Source organism: Bacillus sp. FSL R5-0416 (assembly GCF_037975425.1).
GTDB classification, from domain to species: Bacteria; Bacillota; Bacilli; order Bacillales; family Bacillaceae; genus Bacillus; species Bacillus subtilis.
In genome coordinates this window covers 967,582-990,131 of record NZ_CP150252.1, presented here as the reverse complement: position 1 = coordinate 990,131, position 22,550 = coordinate 967,582, and the positions used below count along the sequence as shown (strand labels likewise).

The 22,550-nt window shown below is 44.9% G+C and carries 20 protein-coding genes; 4 read left to right on the top strand and 16 right to left on the bottom strand.

The annotated features are described in order from the left end of the window. Window positions 1–16 precede the first annotated feature (16 nt). Both nsrR and lytF read left to right on the top strand, forming a co-directional pair. Entirely contained in the window at window positions 17–457 is a 441-nt protein-coding gene (gene nsrR / locus NYE20_RS05165; protein WP_101501936.1) for a nitric oxide-sensing transcriptional repressor NsrR, read from the top strand. A gap of 153 nt (window positions 458–610) precedes the next feature. After that, window positions 611–2,071 (top strand): peptidoglycan endopeptidase LytF, encoded by a 1,461-nt coding sequence (gene lytF, locus NYE20_RS05160; RefSeq protein ID WP_339184697.1) that lies wholly within the window; start codon window positions 611–613, stop codon window positions 2,069–2,071. Between the two features lie 41 nt (window positions 2,072–2,112). On the opposite strand, the gene NYE20_RS05155 is transcribed toward lytF, so the two are convergent. After that, window positions 2,113–2,436: a YqzG/YhdC family protein gene (locus NYE20_RS05155; RefSeq protein ID WP_014476269.1), complete on the bottom strand. Its 324-nt coding sequence runs from the start codon at window positions 2,434–2,436 to the stop codon at window positions 2,113–2,115. Window positions 2,437–2,636: 200 nt separating this feature from the next. Here NYE20_RS05155 and NYE20_RS05150 point away from each other — a divergent pair, with 200 nt between their 5' ends. Continuing rightward, complete coding sequence (locus NYE20_RS05150; protein WP_003233373.1) at window positions 2,637–2,879, top strand: YhdB family protein; 243 nt, start codon at window positions 2,637–2,639, stop codon at window positions 2,877–2,879. Window positions 2,880–2,893: 14 nt separating this feature from the next. On the opposite strand, the gene yhdA is transcribed toward NYE20_RS05150, so the two are convergent. From yhdA to NYE20_RS05085, 13 genes are all read right to left on the bottom strand, one after another. Further along, complete coding sequence (gene yhdA / locus NYE20_RS05145; RefSeq protein WP_021479674.1) at window positions 2,894–3,418, bottom strand: FMN-dependent NADPH-azoreductase; 525 nt, start codon at window positions 3,416–3,418, stop codon at window positions 2,894–2,896. Further along, window positions 3,415–4,062 (bottom strand): two-component system response regulator YhcZ, encoded by a 648-nt coding sequence (yhcZ, locus tag NYE20_RS05140; protein WP_072173881.1) that lies wholly within the window; start codon window positions 4,060–4,062, stop codon window positions 3,415–3,417. Before yhcZ ends, yhdA begins: the two co-directional genes overlap by 4 nt. Continuing rightward, window positions 4,059–5,198, bottom strand: coding sequence for a two-component system sensor histidine kinase YhcY (gene yhcY / locus NYE20_RS05135; protein ID WP_021479676.1), 1,140 nt, complete (start codon window positions 5,196–5,198; stop codon window positions 4,059–4,061). The genes yhcZ and yhcY overlap by 4 nt, the downstream gene beginning before the upstream one ends. Before the next feature lie 148 nt (window positions 5,199–5,346). Next, window positions 5,347–7,092, bottom strand: coding sequence for a phosphoglucomutase (gene pgcA, locus NYE20_RS05130; protein WP_049140652.1), 1,746 nt, complete (start codon window positions 7,090–7,092; stop codon window positions 5,347–5,349). A 131-nt stretch (window positions 7,093–7,223) separates the two neighbouring features. Then, window positions 7,224–8,891 carry a glycerol-3-phosphate dehydrogenase gene (gene glpD / locus NYE20_RS05125; RefSeq protein ID WP_021479678.1) on the bottom strand — a complete coding sequence of 556 codons (1,668 nt, stop codon included), beginning with the start codon at window positions 8,889–8,891 and terminating at the stop codon, window positions 7,224–7,226. Window positions 8,892–9,031: 140 nt separating this feature from the next. Then, a complete protein-coding gene (glpK, locus tag NYE20_RS05120) occupies window positions 9,032–10,522 on the bottom strand; it encodes a glycerol kinase GlpK (protein WP_128746991.1) in 1,491 nt (496 codons plus the stop codon). A gap of 18 nt (window positions 10,523–10,540) precedes the next feature. After that, complete coding sequence (gene glpF / locus NYE20_RS05115) at window positions 10,541–11,365, bottom strand: glycerol uptake facilitator protein GlpF (protein ID WP_161621448.1); 825 nt, start codon at window positions 11,363–11,365, stop codon at window positions 10,541–10,543. A gap of 178 nt (window positions 11,366–11,543) precedes the next feature. After that, a complete protein-coding gene (gene glpP, locus NYE20_RS05110) occupies window positions 11,544–12,122 on the bottom strand; it encodes a glycerol uptake operon antiterminator GlpP (RefSeq protein WP_080121267.1) in 579 nt (192 codons plus the stop codon). Window positions 12,123–12,149: 27 nt separating this feature from the next. Next, complete coding sequence (locus NYE20_RS05105) at window positions 12,150–13,502, bottom strand: aspartate aminotransferase family protein (protein ID WP_003233390.1); 1,353 nt, start codon at window positions 13,500–13,502, stop codon at window positions 12,150–12,152. Between the two features lie 417 nt (window positions 13,503–13,919). Next, a complete protein-coding gene (locus NYE20_RS05100; RefSeq protein WP_032725279.1) occupies window positions 13,920–15,461 on the bottom strand; it encodes a bifunctional GNAT family N-acetyltransferase/carbon-nitrogen hydrolase family protein in 1,542 nt (513 codons plus the stop codon). A 15-nt stretch (window positions 15,462–15,476) separates the two neighbouring features. Continuing rightward, window positions 15,477–16,139: an HAD family hydrolase gene (locus NYE20_RS05095; RefSeq protein WP_003233396.1), complete on the bottom strand. Its 663-nt coding sequence runs from the start codon at window positions 16,137–16,139 to the stop codon at window positions 15,477–15,479. A 127-nt stretch (window positions 16,140–16,266) separates the two neighbouring features. Next, on the bottom strand, window positions 16,267–16,689 hold the full coding sequence (locus tag NYE20_RS05090; RefSeq protein ID WP_003245462.1) for a CBS domain-containing protein: 423 nt from the start codon (window positions 16,687–16,689) through the stop codon (window positions 16,267–16,269). Between the two features lie 136 nt (window positions 16,690–16,825). Further along, complete coding sequence (locus tag NYE20_RS05085; RefSeq protein WP_003233401.1) at window positions 16,826–17,221, bottom strand: YhcU family protein; 396 nt, start codon at window positions 17,219–17,221, stop codon at window positions 16,826–16,828. A 110-nt stretch (window positions 17,222–17,331) separates the two neighbouring features. Between NYE20_RS05085 and NYE20_RS05080 the strand changes: the two genes are divergently transcribed. Next, entirely contained in the window at window positions 17,332–18,240 is a 909-nt protein-coding gene (locus NYE20_RS05080; RefSeq protein ID WP_003233404.1) for an RluA family pseudouridine synthase, read from the top strand. 29 nt (window positions 18,241–18,269) lie between these two features. Here the strand turns inward: NYE20_RS05080 and srtA are convergent, their stop codons facing one another. Next, a complete protein-coding gene (gene srtA / locus NYE20_RS05075) occupies window positions 18,270–18,866 on the bottom strand; it encodes a sortase SrtA (protein WP_003233407.1) in 597 nt (198 codons plus the stop codon). Beyond that, window positions 18,863–22,519 carry an endonuclease YhcR gene (gene yhcR / locus NYE20_RS05070; RefSeq protein ID WP_339184683.1) on the bottom strand — a complete coding sequence of 1,219 codons (3,657 nt, stop codon included), beginning with the start codon at window positions 22,517–22,519 and terminating at the stop codon, window positions 18,863–18,865. Before yhcR ends, srtA begins: the two co-directional genes overlap by 4 nt. Window positions 22,520–22,550 lie beyond the last annotated feature (31 nt).

Below are 22,550 nucleotides of genomic sequence, written 5' to 3'. Positions count from 1 at the left end.
ATTCTGAGGTCTTATTATGAAGTTAACCAATTATACAGATTATTCATTAAGAGTGTTGATTTTTCTGGCTGCAGAGCGTCCCGGAGAACTTTCAAATATAAAACAGATTGCCGAAACGTATTCTATTTCAAAAAATCATCTCATGAAAGTCATATACAGGCTCGGCCAGCTCGGCTACGTAGAAACGATACGCGGACGGGGCGGCGGCATACGATTAGGCATGGACCCTGAAGACATCAACATCGGTGAGGTTGTCAGAAAAACGGAGGACGATTTTAATATTGTTGAATGTTTTGATGCGAACAAGAATCTCTGCGTTATTTCCCCGGTGTGCGGCTTAAAACATGTGCTGAATGAAGCGCTTTTAGCCTACCTCGCAGTTTTAGACAGATACACACTGCGCGACCTCGTCAAAAACAAAGAAGATATCATGAAGCTTTTAAAATTGAAGGAATGAATCAAGATTCCTTCTTTTTTTTATGCCCTTTTTCCCCCTTATTGTTAAGATAATATGGCTAATTTTATAAAAAGGCAAAACGATGAGACAAATGTGCCGATATAAAAAAGAAACAGCAAATGCAAAATCATTGGGGGAAAAAGGAGAGCTAAGATGAAAAAGAAATTAGCAGCAGGGCTGACAGCATCTGCGATTGTCGGCACAACTTTAGTAGTGACACCAGCTGAAGCAGCAACGATTAAGGTCAAAAGCGGAGATTCTTTATGGAAACTGGCCCAAACCTATAACACAAGTGTGGCGGCCCTCACATCCGCCAATCATCTTTCGACTACTGTTCTGTCGATCGGCCAGACGCTCACTATTCCAGGCAGCAAATCCAGCACTTCTTCATCTACTTCAAGCTCAACAACCAAGAAGAGCGGAAGTTCTGTTTACACAGTGAAAAGCGGAGATTCACTTTGGCTGATCGCAAATGAGTTTAAAATGACGGTGCAGGAACTGAAAAAATTAAACGGACTAAGCAGCGATTTAATTCGTGCTGGGCAGAAATTAAAGGTGTCCGGTACTGTTTCTTCAAGTTCCAGTACAAAAAGCAGTTCCAATAAGAGTTCAAGCTCAAGTTCAAAAAGCAGTTCTAATAAGAGTTCAAGTTCTTCATCTTCTACGGGAACATATAAGGTGCAGCTTGGAGATTCACTTTGGAAAATTGCAAACAAAGTCAATATGTCCATCGCTGAATTGAAGGTCTTGAACAACTTAAAATCAGACACCATTTACGTGAATCAGGTGTTGAAAACAAAATCAAGCGGCTCTGATACGTCTTCTAAAGACAATTCATCCAAATCGAACCAAACTTCAGCAACAACTAAATATACCGTTAAAAGCGGTGATTCACTTTGGAAAATCGCAAATAACTATAACCTGACTGTACAGCAAATCCGAAATATCAACAATCTGAAATCAGATGTGCTTTACGTTGGACAAGTATTGAAGCTGACAGGTAAAGCATCTTCAGGCTCTTCATCATCGTCGTCTTCTTCGTCAAATGCAAGCTCCGGCACGACGACTACATACACGGTGAAAAGCGGTGATTCCTTATGGGTGATTGCTCAAAAATTTAATGTAACAGCTCAGCGGATTCGTGAGAAAAACAATTTAAAAACGGATGTCTTGCAGGTTGGCCAAAAGCTGGTCATTTCCGGAAAAGCTTCATCATCGTCTTCATCCGGTTCTTCAAACACCACCAGCTCAACGAGTGCGAAGATTAACACAATGATTTCGGCCGCTAAAGCGCAGCTTGGGGTTCCGTATCGCTGGGGAGGCACGACACCGTCCGGGTTTGACTGCAGCGGATTCATTTACTATGTACTGAACAAAGTCACATCCGTATCTAGATTAACGGCAGCGGGATATTGGAACACAATGAAATCAGTTAGCCAGCCTGCTGTCGGAGATTTCGTTTTCTTTACAACATATAAAGCCGGCCCTTCCCACGTCGGAATTTACCTAGGCAACGGGGAATTCATAAATGCCAACGATTCCGGAGTTGTCATTTCCAATATGAATAACTCTTACTGGAAACAGCGCTATCTCGGTGCAAAACGATATTTCTAAAAACAGAAACTGTGCGGCCTTAACGGCTGTACAGTTTTTTATTAGAGCCTAAAGACGTTGATGCTGATCATATGATTTGTCACCGGATGAAAATAGACTTCGGCCCGAACAGAAAAAGTGTCATCTTTCTGTCTGACTGTCACCCGAAAGACATCTTTCGTCTGCTGATCATTCACCTCTGTACGCCCCATATAAGCATAATCAGAAAATGAAGCGCCCTTATATTCATCCTGAATTTTGCTCCAGGCAAGCTGTTCCCACTTTTGAACGGACTCGTTTGTGTCCGTTGAATGACCTTTTGCAGCCATTGACACGATAATCAATCCGCAAAAAAGAAGCGCAATGGTATACGGCAGAGATTTCATTTTTTCAGTCTCCTGTACCCAGAATATGTTCCCTCATAGGTTTACCAAAAGCGATATCTTCATTCAGGCATTTTGATTTTATGTCTCCCTCATATTGCTACCCCTTTACTGACGCAGACGGCAAGTTTTGCCCCGTCAATAACAGAAGATGCGGCATAAACTAATCATGAACTTCTCACCCAAGAAAGGAGAAGCGATTCATGGATTATGCCGATTACGATAAAGCGCTTTATTACACCCATCGTTCTCAATGGGATAATTTATTAATTTTAATGGTGCGTACAGAGGACGATTTGTTATCAAAACGAATTGAGCACTTTCTGCATGCGTATCATTTTGAACAGGATTACGCCGTTTTAGAAAAGATGCTGTATTCCCTTCTCCGTTATATTGATCATGCCACAGAGCTGACTTATGAAGATCAAATAGCCCTTCTCACATAAACAAATCCCGGCGTTTAGACGCCGGGATTTCCTGTTTTTGCGAACATGCTGAGTTCTTCGACAAGCTCTTTTATGCTTTCCTTAATGTTTTCAGCCACTGTAGCATTCTCAACATCAATATGCACCGGATCAAGCACCAGCTGCTTCGGGATGACATTGGCGTAGACACCCCGCATCACAGTTCTCATATTGTTCAGCGCATTGATGCCGCCTTTTCCGCCTCCCGCTACTGCCAATAATGCAACGGGCTTATATTTGAATTGTTCGCTGCTTAGAAAATCCAAGGCATTTTTTAAAGCGCCGCTCATGCCGCTGTGATATTCAGGCGATAATAATACAATCGCATCCGCTTTCGTAACGCGTTGCTTAAGCTCCTGTACCTTCAACAGTTCAGATTGATCCGCTTCACCGTTAAAAACCGGCAATACAAACTCGCTTAGATCAATCAAATCCGTGTGATACAGAGCTGCAATATAGGATGCTGCAATTCTTGTTCTGCCATGTTTTCTAGGCGTGCCATTTATGACTAACATGTTCATTTTAAGATCTCTCCATTCAGGTTATATTTCACTGCGAAAAGCGCTGCTTGCGTGCGATCGGCCGCTTCAAGTTTTGCTAAAAGATTCGATACATGGGTTTTTACTGTTTTTTCTGAAATAAACAAGGATGCTGCGATTTCTTTATTGCTTTTCCCGTTCGCTATTTCAGTCAGAACGTCTTTTTCCCTTCTTGTTAATTGATAGTATTTTTCTTTTTCCGGGTCGTGCTGATTTTTCATATGTGTCAGCACATGGGGCATAATAGCTGTAGAAAGCTTGTATTCGCCAGCATGCACTTGTCTTAGTGTTTTCACCAATTCCTCGGGCTCCGTATCCTTTAATTGATACGCCTTCGCGCCTGCCTGAAGCGCGGGGATGACGTGCTCCTGATCAGAGTAGCTCGTCAGCACAATGATATTCGTCTCCGGAAATTGCTGTATTGCTTTTTTAATGGCTTGAATGCCGTCCATCTCGGGCATAGACAGATCCATTAGCACAAGATCCGGCTTTGTCTCTTCGATGACACGGAGAGCTTCTATTCCAGTTGCAGCTTCTCCGACAACTTCAATATCATCCTGGGTGGCAAAGAAAAAACGCAGACCCTTTCTGACAACATGATGATCATCAGCAATGACAATTTTCATACCGCCCCTCCTTTTCGGCTTGTTAGCGGAAGCCTGATGGACAGCTTTGTTCCAGTTCCAAGCGCTGACTCAATCCAAAACTTAGCTCCGGCTTTTTCCGCTCGTTCTTTCATACCCTTGATGCCAAGTGAAGGCAGACCGGCATGCGCTTCATAGCGAAATCCTGCCCCATGATCGATGATATCCAGCTCCGCATGGCACAAAGAAGCAGTCAGACTAACATACGCCGTATCCGTTCCGGCATGCTTTTTGCAGTTATTTAAAGCTTCCTGTACGACACGCCATAACATATGCTCCTGCTCATCAGTCAGAACAGGACAGCCTTTTTGTGTAAAAATGATCTTCAATCCAATGAGCGCACCATAGCTTTTAATGGCTTCAGCCAGCCCTTTTTCCAATCCTCCGGGGCGAAGCTGCCAAATTAACGCTTTCATTTCTGCGAGCGCGTCCTGTGATAGGTTTTGGATGAAATCAATCATCTGCTGTAAATTCTCATCTTTTGTTAGTGTCTTCGCAGCTTTGGCAGTTAAACTGACGGAAAACAGCATTTGATTGACTGAATCGTGAAGCTCCTGAGCGAGGCGGTTACGCTCCATTAAAAGAGCATTTTTTTGTTGATATTCAGAAAGCCTCATACGCTGGATTGCCGTTCCGATCTGAAAGGCGACAGACTCGAGTAAATGCAGCTCTTCCTCATCAAACATGGTTTTTCCGGCCGCCGCTACATTTAACAATCCGAATCTTCTGTCCCCGTCTTCTAAAGGCACAGTTGCATGATGCGTAATTCCTTCTGTGTCAAAACAATGCAGGTTTTCTGCTGATTCGATGCGTTTGCAGTTCATGATATTTGCAGCCTTTCTAAGCCCTCCGTTATTGAATTTCGTCAGGCAGTAACACTCCCCTTCGCACATCAGCACTTTTTCCTTGCGGCTTAAAGCCGGGGGCAGATAAGCGTCGGCCGCTAACGTATAAGACCCATCTTCTTCGATCAGAAAAATCCATCCGGATTGAAGGTTTGTCAGACTCAGCAACTCTTTTAAAACCTCATCCAGTGTTGCTTTGATATCGTGCCCTTGATTTAAGGTTTCCGCAATCGTTTTCAGCGTTTTTAATTTTTCCATCCTCGTTTTGCTCACGTTTCTCACTCCGGCATTGATCTTGTATTTAAGATTATACCAGTTTTTTGTATTTCATTACTTCACTGATGGGATGATTTTCTTTCAGACTTTTGGATGAGAAAAAGAAAAAGCTGGATCATTTACAATGACCCAGCTCATACTTGAATTATTTTGCCGTCGACTCAACAATTTCATCAACCGTCTTCATTACATCTTCAGAAAGGACGGCAAGTCGCTTTTCACTGTCTTCCAAAGATGATCCTTTTACGGCGAAATAAAATTTCACCTTCGGCTCAGTTCCAGAAGGACGAAGACAGAACCAAGACCCGTCTTCCAGGAAGTATTTCAGTACATTTGATTTTGGCAAGTCGATAGCTTCTTCTTTGTTTTCAGTCAGAAGCGTCCGTTTGCTTACAGCGTAATCTTCTGCTGTGACAACCTGTTTGCCCGCCATTTTCTGCGGCGGATTTTGTCTGAAGGAAGCAAGAATCGCTTCAATTTGCTCTGCTCCTTGTTTGCCTTTCAGCGTCAGGGATTTCAGCCCTTCACGATAAAAACCATATTCGTTAAAGAGATTGATGAGCGCCTCATACAATGACATTCCCTGTTTTTTATAGAACGCGCAAACTTCAACTGCCAAAAGCGCAGCCTGAATGGCGTCCTTATCGCGGGCAAAATCCCCGATTAAATAACCGTAGCTCTCTTCATAACCGAATTGGAAGGTATACTGGCCTGATGCCTCGTATTCCTTAATCTTTTCACCGATAAACTTAAAGCCTGTCAGCGTATCAATCGTATCAAGGCCGAATGAAGAAGCTACAGCACGGCCGATTTCGCTTGTGACGATCGTTTTGAGAACAACACCATTATCAGGAAGGATGCCTTGTTTTTTCTTTTCAGAAAGCAGGTAATGAAGCAGCAGCGCTCCGGTTTGGTTTCCTGTCAGCACTGTATATTTGCCTTGATCGTTTTTCACCGCGATGCCGAGGCGGTCAGCATCAGGATCTGTCGCGATGAGAATATCTGCATTCTGCTCCTCCCCAAGCTTAATGGCATATTCGAATGCCGCATGCTCTTCGGGGTTTGGCGATGTAACAGTGGAGAAGTTTGAATCCGGCAGTTCCTGTTCTTTGACAACCGTTACATTTTTGTAGCCGAGTGCTTCAAGTCCGCGTCTGACCGGTTTATTTGCAGTTCCATGCAGCGGTGTGAAAACAACCTTTACATCTACTTCTTCCGATAATTCAGGATGTACAGAAATCGACGTCAGTTTTTCTGTATAAACTTTATCAATATCTTCACCGATGATTTTGATTAAGCCTTTTTCTTTTAACTTATTTTCTTCGTCCACTGTGATCGTCAGCTCATTTTCAATCGCGTTTACCTGCTCAATGACGATGTCCGCTTCCTTTGGAGGCAGCTGGCCGCCATCATCCCCGTATACTTTGTAGCCGTTATATTCAGGCGGGTTATGGCTTGCCGTTACCACAATTCCCCCATAAGCGTTCAGCTGTCTGACAGCGAATGACAGCTCTGGCGTCGGGCGAAGCTCATCAAACACGTATGTTTGAATGCCTTGTGTCGCAAGTGTTTTTGCCGCTTCCATCGCGAACTCCGGAGATTTATGGCGGGAATCATAAGCAATGACAACGCCCCGTTTTTCCGCTTCCTCACCTTGCTTCGAGATGTATGCCGCAAACCCGGCCGATGCTTTGCGCACAGTGTAAATATTCATCCGATTTGTCCCGGCGCCGATTTCCCCGCGCATTCCGCCGGTACCGAATTCAAGGTCTTTATAGAAACAGTCCTCAAGGGCCTGTTCATCCCCCTCTAATTCAATAAGGCGCTCTTTTAATTCCGGATCTAAATGTTCTGTCTGTTTCCAGCGTTCATAGCTCTTTCTCCAAGTCATATTCGTCCTCCTATGTATCAGCTTATGCCATTATTTTATATGAAGCGGGTGCCTCTGTCACTTGATAACCTGAGATCTGGCCCTTTCGGCACGTAAAAAGAAATAACGGGCTGCAGACAGCCCGTTATGATTTATTGCTCAAGCGGTACGACCGCATCGTGTAAAAGCTTGTTGAGGTTTTCTGTATGTTTGTTTTTCGCCTGCTCATCCCATTGGAATCGCTCGCTCATAAAATCAATAACGGCATCTTTATATGTTCTTACCCAATTGATATCGAAAAATAAACGTCCCGTTCTGCGGACAAAGAAGTCAGCAGGGGTTGCAGTCATCTCTTCTTCTATACTGTATTCTGCCTCAGCAAGAATATGAACCGGAATGTTGCGTTTCGCGGCCTCATCTTTCAGCGCTTCTACCCGGTCAAAGACGCGATCTACGTTAGAGCCGTATCTGATCGCAAGCTGTTTTGCGTCTTTTTCTGATAAACCGGCTGCAATTCCTTCTTTTGTTTTCGCGGTAACGAAGGACATAAGATTTTTCGAACCGCCGACGTGCCCGCCAGAGATTGGCATGTTTTTCGTTTTACATGGTCCAAAATCCTTTTCGCCCTCTTCTTTTAAGCGATCACGGACAAGATCAACGATGTGCTCCGCCATTTTTCTGTATCCAGTCAGTTTTCCGCCGGCAATGGTGATCAGGCCTGAGTCAGATGTCCAAATCTCGTCTTTCCGTGAAATTTCAGAAGGATCTTTGCCTTCTTCATGAATCAGCGGACGCAGCCCCGCCCAGCTGGATTCGATGTCATTCGCAGTAATATTCAGTTCCGGGAACATGTAATTGATTGATTTGATGACATAATCACGATCCTCCGTTGTCATCCGCGGATGCTCCAGCGCCTCTTTGTAAACAGTGTCTGTTGTTCCCACGTATGTTTTGCCTTCACGAGGAATCGCAAATACCATCCGGCCATCAGGTGTATCGAAATATACAGCCTGTTTCAGCGGAAAGACAGACTGGTCAAATACAAGGTGAATGCCTTTTGTATGCTGCAAATGCTTTCCGTTTTTCGAATGGTCTTTTTCTCTGAGCTGATCGACCCAAGGGCCTGTAGCATTGACAATTTTTTTCGCATACACTTTATATTCTTTCTTTGTCAGCACATCTTCAATTAATACGCCGACGGCTTTGCCTTTTTCGTAAAGAAGCTCCTTCACTTTGGAGTAATTCACAGGCTCTGCCCCGAATTTCACCGCTTCCTTCATGACTTCAATGGTCAGTCTCGCATCGTCAGTGCGGTATTCCACATAGTACCCGCCGCCTTTTAAGCCGTCTTTTTTCACCAAAGGCTCTTTTTGCAGCGTTTCTTTTGCTGAAAGCATGCTTCTTCGTTCTGACTTTTTCACACCTGCAAGGAAGTCATAAACCCTTAACCCAATAGATGTTGTAAATGAACCGAATGTGCCGCCTTTATGAAACGGAAGCAGCATCCATTCCGGTGTAGTGACATGCGGGCCGTTTTCATACACAATCGCCCGCTCTTTTCCTACCTCAGCGACCATTTTGACTTCAAATTGTTTTAAATAGCGCAAGCCGCCATGTACCAGCTTCGTTGATCGGCTTGATGTTCCCGCCGCAAAGTCCTGCATTTCGCTTAGTGCGACCTTCATTCCCCTTGATGCCGCGTCAAGAGCTGTTCCGGCTCCTGTAATTCCTCCTCCGATAATAAATAGGTCATATGTTTTTTTCGTCATGTCTGTCAGCATGCGATCTCTTTCAAGACTTGAAAATTGATGTTTCATCATTACGTTTCCTCCTTGTTGTCACGGTAAATAGAAAAAGAGACCACAACAGCCAAAGTGCATGCTTACACTTTGGTGCTGTGGTCTCTCCTCATCTCAGGACCGTTCTTATTAACTTGTAACCATTATACCATAGTATTACTTTATTTAAAAGCCATAGCTGCTTTTACGGCTTTTTGCCAGCCTTTATACAGCTCATTTCGTTTTTCTTCTTCTAATTCAGGTTCAAACCGTTTATCCAGATTCCACTGGTTCGCGATTTCAGAACGGTCCTTCCAGAATCCCACAGCGATACCTGCCAAATAAGCCGCGCCAAGTGCAGTCGTTTCATTAATTTCCGGGCGCTCCACAGGAACATTCAACAGGTCTCCTTGGAACTGCATTAGGAAATTGTTTTTTACAGCTCCTCCGTCTACACGAAGCGTCTTTAATGAAATGTTTGAATCTGCTTCCATTGCGTCAAGCACATCTTTTGTCTGATAAGCCAATGACTCCAGTGTCGCACGGATAAAGTGCTCTTTTGTTGTCCCTCTTGTCAGGCCGAAAACCGAACCGCGCACATCGCTGTCCCAGTAAGGCGTTCCCAGTCCGACAAAGGCCGGAACGACATACACGCCGTCAGTTGAATCCACTTTTTCTGCATAAGATTCGCTTAGCGATGAATCCTGGAACATTCTCAAACCGTCTCTAAGCCACTGGATGGCAGAGCCTGCGACAAAAATGCTTCCTTCTAACGCATAGTTCACTTTTCCGTCAATGCCCCAAGCGATTGTTGTCAAAAGCCCATGTTCGGACTTAATTGCTTTTTCCCCGGTATTCATCAGCATGAAACATCCTGTGCCGTAAGTGTTTTTCCCCATGCCTTCTTCAAAGCATGCCTGGCCGAACAATGCGGACTGCTGGTCGCCTGCCGCTCCAGCAATCGGGATATTTTTTCCGAAGAAGTGATAATCAACAGTCTCCGCATACACATGAGAGGACGGCTTCACTTCAGGGAGCATGGATTTCGGTACGCTTAGAATGTCGAGCAGTTCATCGTCCCATTTTAAATCGTAAATATTAAACATCAGTGTTCTTGAGGCATTGGAGTAATCGGTCACATGCGCTTTTCCGCCTGACATTTTCCAAATGAGCCACGTATCAATCGTTCCAAACAGCAGCTCGCCTTTTTCCGCTTTTTCTCTCGCGCCTTCCACATTGTCTAAAATCCACTTCACCTTCGTGCCGGAGAAGTATGGATCGATTAAAAGCCCAGTTTTTTCTCTGAATTTATCATTATATCCTTTTTCACGAAGTTCCTCACAAATGCCGGACGTCTGTCTGGACTGCCAAACGATTGCATTATAGACAGGACTTCCTGTATCTTTATCCCACACAACCGTCGTCTCGCGCTGGTTCGTGATGCCGATGCCGGCAATTTGAGAAGCGCTGATTCCTGATTCAGAGATGACTGAGGCGATAACCGCGAGGACAGAGCCCCAAATTTCATTGGCATTATGCTCAACCCAGCCAGGATGCGGGAAGTATTGTGTAAATTCCTTTTGAGCAGAGTGGACAATTTTGCCTTCTTTATTAAACAGAATCGCTCTTGAACTTGTCGTCCCCTGATCTAAGGATAAAATGTACGTTTCCATAAGATGTCTCCCCTTTGTTTAAATATATTTAGAATTTGATAATGTTTTAGCAGAATGTGATTTCGTATAAACATAGAGTCCTAACAATACCACAACCAATATAACGCTTACAATCCAGAAGCTGCTTGTGATGTGCCCTTTAAATGCAGCGTTGTAAAATACGCCGCCGAATGATCCGCCTAAAATCGGGCCGACTACCGGAACCCATGCGTATTTCCAGTTTGATGAGCCCTTCCCCGGAATCGGAAGAAAAGCGTGGGCTATCCGCGGACCTAAGTCACGTGCAGGATTGATAGCATAGCCGGTGGTGCCTCCCAGAGAAATACCGATTGCTACAATGAGGAAACCGACGATTAAAGGATTAAGTCCTTCTGTAAATTGATTTGCCCCAATGGCCAAGATTCCAAGTACAAGGACAAATGTCCCAATCACTTCGCTTAAAACGTTTGCAAATGTATGCGGAATGCTGGGCCCTGTTGAGAAAACACCCAGCTTGGCAGCGGGATCATCCGTTGACTTCCAGTGCGGGAGGTAATGCAGGTAAATAATCACCGCACCGATGATCGCTCCGATCATTTGCGCCGCAATATAAACCGGAACCTCTGTCCAAGGAAAATCTCCTACAAATGCAAGCGCTATCGTTAGCGCCGGATTCAAATGGGCACCGCTGATGCCGCCAACCGCGTATGCCGCCATGGCAACACCCAATCCCCATCCAAATACAACAACAATCCAGCCAGACTGGAATGAAAGCGATTTCTTTAAATTGACACCTGCACAAACACCTGCACCAAAAATGATAAGCAGCATCGTACCGATGACTTCTCCCCAAAATGCTGTCATAGCACATTCCTCCTAAAGTCACGATTAAAAAGCATGATAGAGAAGAAGAGAATAAAAAAACCACAACAAACCGCTTTACGGGTGCATAAACATTTGCCGTAAAGAGCTGCTGTGGTCTCCGAGTTCTCCATCACAATGTATTAACCTAGTGCAATTGTATCAGTGCATGAAAGCGGTGTCAATCACTTTCCGTCAAAAAGTTTTCATATTTTTTCCACAATTTGGTATTAGATGTTGTGACAGCTACAGCCCCCGCTTTCAATGCCTGCTCTACATCCTCTTCCGTACGGATGAAACCCCCGGCAAAGATGGGAATCCCTGTTTTCTCTTTTATTTCCTGAATGAGTGACGGAACGATGCCGGGAAGCACTTCGATGAAGTCAGGCTTATGCTTGCCGATAAACTCCATGCTTTTCTCCATCGCGCTTGTATCAAGCAAAAACAGGCGCTGAATGGCATAAATTTTCTTCTGCTTCGCTTTGGCAATCACGTTCGATCTTGTGGAAATAATCCCAGCGGGCTTGATATCCTGACATATAAATTCCGCACCGTATTCGTCATGCTTAATCCCTTGAATGAGATCGACGTGCACCATCATGTTCTTTCCGTGCTTTTGCGCTTCTTTGATCACGCCCTTCAGCTGCCCGAGATGAATATCAAGAATAACACCGTAAGAGAACGAACTGCTCAAAAACTCATCAAATTGCTTCATATTGCGAATAGCCGGTAAGATCGGCTGGTTGTGAAAACTCATCATGTGCTCCTTTAATAATTCACTTTTATATTATATCGTTTGAAAGCTTTCTTTCACCGTTTTCACGATAAAGGAAAGGTCCTCTTCTGTCAGACAAAATGGCGGCGCAAGCTGGATGACATTGTTGTAGCCGGCGACTGTATCGCCGTTTTTGCCGATGATCAGCCCTTTTTCTTTGCACGCCGCAACCACTTGGTTTACTTTGGCGGCATCAGCTGGCTCTTTAGTCAATTTGTCTTTGACGAGTTCGATTCCGATCAGCAGCCCTTTTCCTCTAACATCCCCGACTGCCGGGTGTTCTCTCAGAGCTTGAAGCTCACCTAAAAGCTTTGCTCCAAGATCGCGGGATCGCTGAATCAGCTGTTCGTCCTCCATAATTTGCAGGTTTTTCAACGCCAAAGCACAGGCAGCCGGGCTTCCGCCGAACGTGTTTACGTGGCGGAAACGGTCATAAGGAGCTTCCCCTTGATACGCTTCGAAAATGTCCCGTTTCACAGCAGTCGCTGACAATGGCAGATACGCGCTTGTGATTCCCTTTGCCATCGTAATGATATCAGGCTTCACACCGTAGTGCATAAACCCGAACGGCTCACCTGTCCGTCCAAACCCGCAGATCACTTCATCGCAAATCAAAAGGGCTCCGTGGCGCCGGCAAATGTCCTCCACCTTTTTCATATATCCGTCCGGCGGCATTAGGATGCCCCCGCCTGTAATGATGGGCTCCATAATGACCCCGGCAATCGTTTCGCTTAATTCCCATGTCATGATGCGGTCGATTTCATTTGCGCTTTCAAGCGTGTCTGCATCATCAGGATTCCGGTATATATCTGGCGGAGCTGCATGCAGAAATCCTTGGCTCAAAGGCTCGTATTTATATTTCCGCTGCGCCTGTCCGGTAGCTGAGAGCGCTCCCAATGTATTGCCGTGGTATGCCCGATATCTTGAGATGAATTTATAACGGCTGTGGTCGCCGTTTTGCAGATGGTACTGGCGGGCAATTTTAAAAGCAGTTTCGTTTGCTTCCGATCCGCTGTTGGAAAAAAAGATAACATAATCGCCGCCAAGCCATTCATTCAGCTTTTCCGCCAGTTGAATTGCGGGTGCGTGACTTTGCGTTAACGGGTAGTAAGGCAGCTCCTTTAGTTGCTCATAGGCAGCCTCCGCAAGCTCCTTTCTGCCGTAACCAATGTTGACGCACCACAAACCGGACATCGCATCCAAATAGCGGCGTCCGTCTATGTCGGTTACCCAGGCCCCCTCGGCCTTCTGGGCTATCAGGCTGTCTGCTTGATGCGCTCCCTTCATGGCATGCCACACAAATTGCTCATCTTTTTGCTTTAATCCCTGATTTTGCTGAATGTTTTCCATCCCCATCATCTCCATTTCATTAGCGTTCCCTATAATGCCAATTCAATTGAAACAGACCTTCTCTTTATGTGATGTCTTGGTGATGATTTCCCTGCCTTCAATATAAAGCCAGACCGGGTCAGAGTCAATAAACCGCGTAAATAATAAAACATCCCCTTTCTCAAGAAGAAAGAGGATGCAGCTTCCAAAGCAAAACAGGCAAAGTGACAATGCTCAGCATCGTACTGATAAAGGTCGCACTCGAAACAACTTGGACAGCCATTGCAATAGCAATGTGAAGCCTAGCCGTTTTCTGTATGATATAGGAAATGGCGAAAATACAGAAACTCTATAAGGCACCTCCACTATACCTACTTTTATTTTAAAGATAGCACCTAAACAATTCCGCTTTTGTTTTAAAAAACCCGCCAATTCAGGCAGGTTTTTTGGGAATTATTTTTTATATTGAATATGATAAATATCACGCCGTCTGTCTTTTAGCTGGCGCACTGTACCGTTTTGGCGCTGTCTTCTGAGAATTTCCAGGTCAACATCGCCGATGACGACCATTTCAATATTCGGGTTTGTTTCGCCGACAATGCCGTCACGAGCGAATTCAAAATCAGACGGGGCAAAGATGCCTGACTGGGCGTATTGGATATCCATGTTTTCCGTTTGCGGAAGGTTTCCGACCGTTCCAGAGATAACCGTATATATTTGATTTTCAACCGCTCTAGCCTGCGAACAGTATCTGACACGCAGATAGCCTTGACGGTCTTCTGTACAAAATGGCGTAAAGATGATTTTGGCTCCTTTATCAGCCGCAATCCGGGCAAGCTCAGGAAATTCAATGTCATAACAGATCTGGATCGCGATTTTCCCGCAGTCCGTATCAAACACACGAACTTGGTCTCCTGCGCTGATCCCCCACCATTTGCGTTCATTCGGCGTAATATGGAGTTTGTATTGCTTCTCGATCGTTCCGTCCCGTCTGAACAGGTAAGCGATATTATAGATCTTGCCTTCCTCTTCGACGAAATGAGATCCGCCGATAATGTTGACGTTATACTTCACAGCCAAGTCAGTAAACAGGCTGATGTAATCTTCTGTATACTCGGTAATTCTCTGCACCGCCAAGCTCGGTGACCGTTCCTCAAGGAAGGACATCAGCTGGGTTGTAAAAATTTCCGGGAACACCGCAAAATCAGATCTTGCGTCGGAAGCAACATCGACATAGTATTCTACTTGATTCGCAAATTCCTCAAAGGAATAAATTTTCTTCATTTCGTATTGGATCACACAAATTCTAACAGGGAACGCCGATTTATAATAGCGTTTTGTCTGCTGCGGTAGATAATCCACATTATTCCATTCCATCAGCGTCGCATACTTGATCGAAGCTGTATCATCCGGGAGATAGTTCGGGTTAATTCGCATAAGGGTAAAGCCGTTCATCAGCTGAAAAGAAAGAACCGGATCGTAAATTTGGTGGCGTGTCACCTGTTCAACATACTCTCTCGCTGTCATTTCCTCTGCATATTTGTGATAGTTTGGAATCCGTCCGCCTATGATGATGCTTTTCAGGTTTAAGCGTCTGGCTAAGTCCTTTCTCGCCTCGTACAAACGGTGGCCAATCTTCATTCGTCTGTACTTCGGGTCCACCATGACTTCAATTCCATACATATTCAAGCCGTCAGGATTATGGTTGGTGATATAACCGTCATCTGTAATGTCCTGCCATGTATGACGGTCATCATATTCATCAAAGTTAATCAGGAGACTTGAGCACGAACCGATAATTTCACCTTCGAATTCTGCACAAAACTGCCCTTCTGGAAAATGCTCCAAATGGCTGATTAAATGCTCCCGCTTCCAAGGCTCCATTCCTGGAAAGCAGTCCTTTTGAAGATCGATAATCTTGTCGATGTCTTTCTCTTCGATATTGCGGATCACCATTTTCTTTTCAAACCGGGTCAAATCTAATTTCTCAGACAACCTACTCGCTCCTTTCTAGTTTTGTGAGTTCAGATGATCAAGCAATAGGGCGAGCTCCATCTCCGCCATTGATTCAAGCCTGTGATCATAGTCTTCAAACATCAAGGTACCCGTTACTTTATTCGGGACAATGACACACTTCATGCCTGCACGTTTCGCAGCAATCGAACCATTGACAGAATCCTCAAACGCGAGACATTCCGCTGGCGATACCCCGAGGTTCTTTGCCGCCAATAAATAGAGTTCAGGATTCGGCTTCACCTCTTCCACATCATCAGCCGTTTGAATAACTTCAAAATCATCAAACAGGCCGATTTGCTTCAAATGGCCGGAAACCCATTTATAATCAGAGCTGGAGGCAAGGCCTATTTTTAAGCCTAAATCCTTTGCCGCATTCAAATACGCTTCGACACCAGGTCTCGCTTTTTCTGTTTCCATGCGTTTGGCGAACCGCTCTCTTCTCAATTGTGTGAGCTCTTCATGGTTCAGCTTTTTCCCGATCTGCTCTTCTAAATAGTCAAATGGCCGGAAACCCGCAGCAGTTCCGATGACCTTCCCCCAGACAGATAGCGGCAGCACTGAGCCGTGCTCTTCAAATATTTCCTGAAGAACCTCATATTCGTGTGTTTCTGTATCTAGAATAAGCCCGTCAAAATCAAAAATTAACGCTTTAATCACTGGGTACAACTCCTTTAGTCCGAATTGAGACATATGTATACACTCAACTATACCCCGAAACAAGTCTGCTTTCAAAAAGTAAGGTTTTATGTGAAGAAAGAGCCTGCACACTGCAAGCTCTTTCTTATTAATGAATGTTTTGGTGAGAAATGTTTGTCAGCGCTGATCCCGCAGACTCGTTCGACATCTGATTGACTGCCAGGTCTCCAAGCGCAACGATCCCGACTAGATTGTTTTGATCTACAATAGGAAGGCGGCGGATTTGGTGCTGGGCCATCAGCTGCGACGCGTCTTCCAGACTCATATTAGGGTTTCCTGATACGAGTTCTGTTGACATCACTTCTGAAACGGGTGTCTGGCCATCACGGCCCTGAGCTGTAGTTCTTAATGCAATGTCACGGTCAGTCAGCATTCCTTTTAAAACACCTTGCTCTACAACGGGGATCGCCCCGACGTTATGCTGTTTCATTAGAGAAGCCGCTTCCTGAATCGTTTGATTCGGAGAAACGGTTGCCACCTGCGTTGTCATTGTATCTTTAACTGAACTCATTGTCAGCACCCCTTTCAATCATTAGTATGTTCAGACACGAGCCGTTTAAAAAGGGAGTTAGAGGAAAGGTTTTATGATATGATTTCTCTGATACAAAAAGAGCTTTTCTAAAAATAGAAAAGCTCTTGCCACATGATTATATCAGCCTTCTTTGACCGAAAAAGGCTTTGTTAGTCTTCTTTTGAAAGTCAGAAAAAGCAAACGGAAAATAAATCCCAAAATCATTCAGCATCTTGCTGTTTTTTTCAAAAATCGCCTGATCACTCAAATCAGAGTGCGGCGAAGGCTTGGTCAGGATAATATGTATCATTTGCAGACAAGCCATAATTTGAAATGCTTCTTTTAATGTTCCTTGGTAATAATGGTTATTTAAAGACAGAACGCCTTTCTTTTTAAAGCGCTGAATGTCCAGTTCGGAGAAATAAAGAGGAAATACATCATGGATCAGCTCCATAGACAGCTCCTTGATAAAGCTCTCCTGTTCTGCAGTTGCTGCGTTCACAATTCTCACGTCAATCACCTTTCTTGCCATCGAATATCCTAAGTCTTACTCAAGAATAGCACAGAAAAAAACGCGAAAGCTAAGGTAAGTGTTTCCTATGAGAAACAGCAGCCTTCCGCTTCGAAAAGGAGCCATTTAACATGAACCAAAAAGGCAGAGGGCTTGAGATCCTCATCAATGAAAAACAGGACGGCCAATGGCTGTTTTCCGTACTCAAAACAGCGCTCAAAGCTTCTAAACCAGTGATACAAGACTGGATGTCCCATCAACAGATAAAGGTCAATCACGAATCCGTCTTAAACAATATGATTGTAAAAAAGGGAGACCGTGTGTTCATTGATCTTCAGGAAAGTGAAGCATCTTCGGTCATTCCGGAGTATGGCGAGCTTGATATTTTATATGAGGACAATCATATGCTCATCGTCAATAAACCCGCTGGCATCGCGACGCATCCGAATGAGGATGGGCAAACCGGCACACTGGCTAATTTGATCGCTTATCATTATCAGATAAATGGCGAAACATGTAAGGTGCGCCACGTCCATCGTCTTGATCAGGATACATCTGGCGCTATCGTTTTTGCCAAGCATCGTTTGGCACACGCCATCTTAGACCAGCAGTTAGAGAAAAAGACGCTGAAGCGTACGTATACCGCCATCGCTGAAGGTAAGCTACGGACGAAAAAAGGGACAATTAATTCACCAATCGGCAGAGACCGATCACACCCGACAAGACGCCGGGTTTCACCAGGCGGGCAAACAGCCGTCACTCATTTCAAGGTAATGGCCAGCAATGCGAAAGAACGGCTGTCGCTCGTTGAATTAGAGCTGGAAACAGGCAGAACACACCAAATCCGTGTTCATCTGGCGAGCCTCGGCCATCCGTTGACAGGAGACTCGCTTTACGGAGGCGGGAGCAAGCTGCTAAACAGGCAGGCACTGCACGCCAATAAAGTACAAGCGGTTCACCCGATAACAGACGAGCTCATAGTTGCTGAAGCCCCTTTCCCTGCTGATATGAAAAACCTTTGTCGCACATATTTTTCATGAAGAAAAGCCGCAGGCACTGCCTCGGCTTTTTAAGTCACTCGTTTTCCATATATAATATAGCGCTTCGGGGCATTTCCGACGTATGAAAACGGATAACAGGTCGTCAGAATCAGCTCTTCCTTTTCATGCTGGAGCGTGATAATAGATGTGTCATCCTTATCGACAATTTTTGTTTTTACAATTTCATATGTGAATTCTCCATATGACAGGAGAATGCGGAGCCGATCCCCCTTTTCCAGCTCTCCCGTCCGGCGAAACACGGTATCCCGATGCCCCGACAGCACAATTTGTCCGTTTTCATCAGGATAATAGCTGTCCTTGTAATGCCCGACACCTTTTTCTAAATCATCAGCATCAGTGCCCTCCACGATCGGAAGCTCTGCATTGATTTTCGGTATTTCCAAAATGCCGCTCGCTTGGCCGGTCTCAGGCTTAAATGATGCTTTGTTCTTTGCTTGATCTGTGCTATTTTTCGTCCCCAAAAGTTCCTGCGGCTTTTCAGCCGCCAGTTTTGCTTCTTTTAATGTCTGTTCTGTTTTCATATTCGTATCGATCAATTTAAAGCCTCCATAGCCTGCGATCAATAGGCCGGCAGCAATGATGAATAGTGGAATAACTTTTTTCACGTTCTGGAGGCGCTCCTTTTTCTTCTGACATATAGATAAGTTCCTGACAATGTCACCGCCGCACCGATTACGATAAAGTTATAGTAGTTTGCTGATGTATCTGGAAGCGGATGCTCAGACCCGCTTTCCCCGCCCTCGTTTCGTAACGGCAATGTGCTGATGCTATTAGCAGTATCAGCGTTTTTTGTGTTGTTGATTGGTATTTCATTGAATCTCGAAATGGCTGAAGGCGGCAGCTGATGAACCGGTGCTGTTCCCGGAGTTTCTTTTATATCAGGCAAATCTTCACCTGGCCTTGGATCCTCTTTAATCGGATCCTCCGTCACCGGATCATCTCCAGGCTCTTCCGTAATAGGGTCTTCTGTTACAGGGTCTTCAATATCACTGGCTTCAGCAAGCTTAATTCTTCCCTCTTTTGTATACGCAATTGGCTCATCAAAACTTTTCACGTACTCAACTGTCGCTTCCAAATCCTCAGGCCCTGTCACCGGATTTTTTCCCAGCAGTCCGATTGGCTGATATTTGGTCCCTGTCGCCGTCGCCATAAAGTTGTTGACAGTCAATGTATATGTGGCATCGGGCTGGATCTCGGTGCCATCTGCCATTTTTAAATCAACTGCTTTTCCGGTTTCTTTATCCCACGTATACGTAAACCCGCTGATGCTGTAGTCAGGCCCAAAAACCGGCGAGATTTGAGCATTGATAATCTCTCTTAAATCTTTTCCTTTAATCTCAAGCTTCGTTAACACATTTCCAAATGGCTGAATATTGTAAAGATCTCCCCACGTAATTGGGCCCTTCTTCAGCGCTTCACGTATGCCGCCGCCATTCATAAGGGCAAAATCCGTTTTCATGGCAGTTCTCATACCATCCGCAATCAGGTTTCCAAGAGGTGTATCGCCGTCATTTGAATACCCCCCTTCCATATCAACAGCGGCTTCGCCGACTACCTCGCTGATAATCGGTTCCGCAATTGTTTCGTATTTCTTTAAAATGTCTGACGCGCTGACATCCGGTTCGATTTTACTTTGATCAACATATACGATTTCCGCGGACTTTTTGACAATGTCTTTTGTCGTTTTATCGATCTCTACATCAACGACACCTATCGCTTTTCCATATTCAAACGCTTGAACAATCAGTTTTCCATTCACTTCACCGTTAACAACCTGATGATTATGCGCGGCAAAAATCACGTCAATTTCAGAATCTGTTTTGTTTGCAAGATCAGCGGACTCACCGGTAATGGCGTTGCCGTTTTGTTCAGCTGACATATGTGCGAGAACCGCGATGGCCTTCACGCCTTTTTTCTTCAGCTCTTTGGCCGCCTTATTCACCGCTGTTGCTTCATCTGTAAACTTGATATTTTTTATTCCTTCAGGCATAACCATGCCAGCTGCCGACTGTGTGACAACTCCGATAAAAGCAACGGGTACGCCCTCCACATTTATGATGTCATAAGCCGGCAAAAAGGGCTCTCCAGTTGATTTCATTTTACAATTGGCACATACAAGGGGAAAGTTCTGTCCATCATAACCGCTTGTGCCTTTCGGATGATCACCGCCATTTAAGATCCTCAGCAGTTCATCCGTGCCTTCATCAAATTCGTGGTTTCCCACGGTTCCGACATCAAATCCGATGTCCTCCATCAGTTCTACAGTCGGTTCATCCTGAAGAAGAGAGGAAACTGGAGAGCTTCCGCCGATCATATCTCCTGCGTGCACAATCAGCGAGTTTTTCTTTTCAGCCTTTTTTTCTTTTAAATATGCGGCGGCATAATCCATGCGTCCAAACGTGCCGTCTACAGTTCCATTTCCATCAAGATCAAGCTCATATTGCTGATCAATTTTGCCATGCAAATCATTCATGCTGAGAATTCTAAGCGGCACATGTTCTTGAGGTGCCGTTTGCCTTTTTTTATATCCCGCGCTCTCCGCTTCACTTGCTGAAGCGAAGAAAATTCTGTTTTCCACAGCTACCTTCTTCCAGTCAGCTGGCTGCACATATGTTTTATTCGACGAATCCCCTACATATCTTGTCAAGCCTTTCCTTTGCTCTCTGGCTCTGAATTCAAACGGCATTTCCATGAGCGGATCGTTTTCATTCCAGATTCCTTTTTGGTCTTTTTTTGCAGTGGCTACTGCGGCCTGAAACTGCTGGTAATCCTCTTCATTGTCAACCGGCCAAATAAAATACGTCGGAGCATATCCATTTTTCACAAGCTCTAAGTTCACGTTTGATCCTGATTCGGTTATGACTTGTCCGAGAAGTCTGCCATAGCTGTCCTTGGCTTCACTTCCGACCTTGACAGTAATTTTATCACCTGGGGACAGAACCGTTTTTAGATAGTCAGATGCTTTTTTGCCAAATCTTAATTGATTTTCATCTGCGTCATTTTTTGGTGTGTGATATGTTTCGGGTGTATCTACATTTACAAACCGGATTTTTGTCGTGCCAAGCACCGGAGATTTGAGATGAATGGTATCGCCGTCAACGACCCGGTCAACAATCCCTTCATATTCTCCCTCCGCAGACGGAGGTGCAGGCTGCTCTTCAAGCAGCTTCAGGTCAGCCGATTTTCGCGGAAGCAGCTGAAAGGTTTGGTATCTGCTTAACACACCGGTAAAGTCATACCATTTGCCCTCATCAAGCTCGTTTATCACCCCTGTTTCATTCATAACCCGGAGCGTCATTGCATGATGGTCGTCATCAATCATTGTTACATTGTAACCGCCGCCGGCAGGAGAACTTGGAATTGAGGAAACAAAAGCGGTTAGTTTTACAAGGCGTCCTTCATACTGATCACCTAGGCTGCCGTTAATAAGTTCATTGATTGTTAAGTGTTTGGGGGCGGGGAGGGATTGGTTTGACTGGTTGATTTTGATGCCTGATGAGCTTGGAACGATTTCTTTCAGCCCCTGGTAAGACGCGATTTTCCCTGTCACCGTGACATCCATACCCTCTTTTAATTCGGGAAATTGTTCAGGGGATGGCGAATAAATGTTAATGCCTCCGGTTTCATCTTGCAAAAAGGTCGACAGCTTCCCGCCTCCGATTGCGTTTTGATCAGCTGTAATGATCCCTTTTATCGTTACTTCTTCATTCAGCCTTCCCCGGGCTTCATTTATGGTCACTGGCTGTTCAGCCGGCGGAGTTTTCGTGTCATCGGTTACGTTCATCGACTGAACGTTTTTAAGTCCTGTCGTGTTAAAGTAATTTTCAAGCTTTCCTTGAACCGTTATCTTTTTCCCAAGAAGAAGCGGATTGGTTTGCAGCCCAAATTGGCTTCTGAAGGCGGAGGGGATTTGCACAGGAAGGATGTGATCAGGCGATGTCTCGTTTTTACGGTCTGCCAGCGCGACATTATAATCATTTGAAAAAGGACTTGTCAGCTTATAATGCTGCGGGGAAACAGCCTGGCCGACTGCATATCCTTCGATAAGCGCCTGTCCTTCTTTTTGCTGTATTGCCTTCTCAACTGATATAGGCTGCTGCGGTTCAGCTGCTATTACAGCTTCGCACGTGTACATTACATTTAAGAACATCAATGCTGTGATCAACACAATATGCAGAATACGCCTCATCATATTTCCTCCCTTAATATACACATAATGACAATGACTTTGTCTGTCTATCATTTCGACAGACAGCATATAATTCCTTTCAGGCTTCTGCATAATAAGC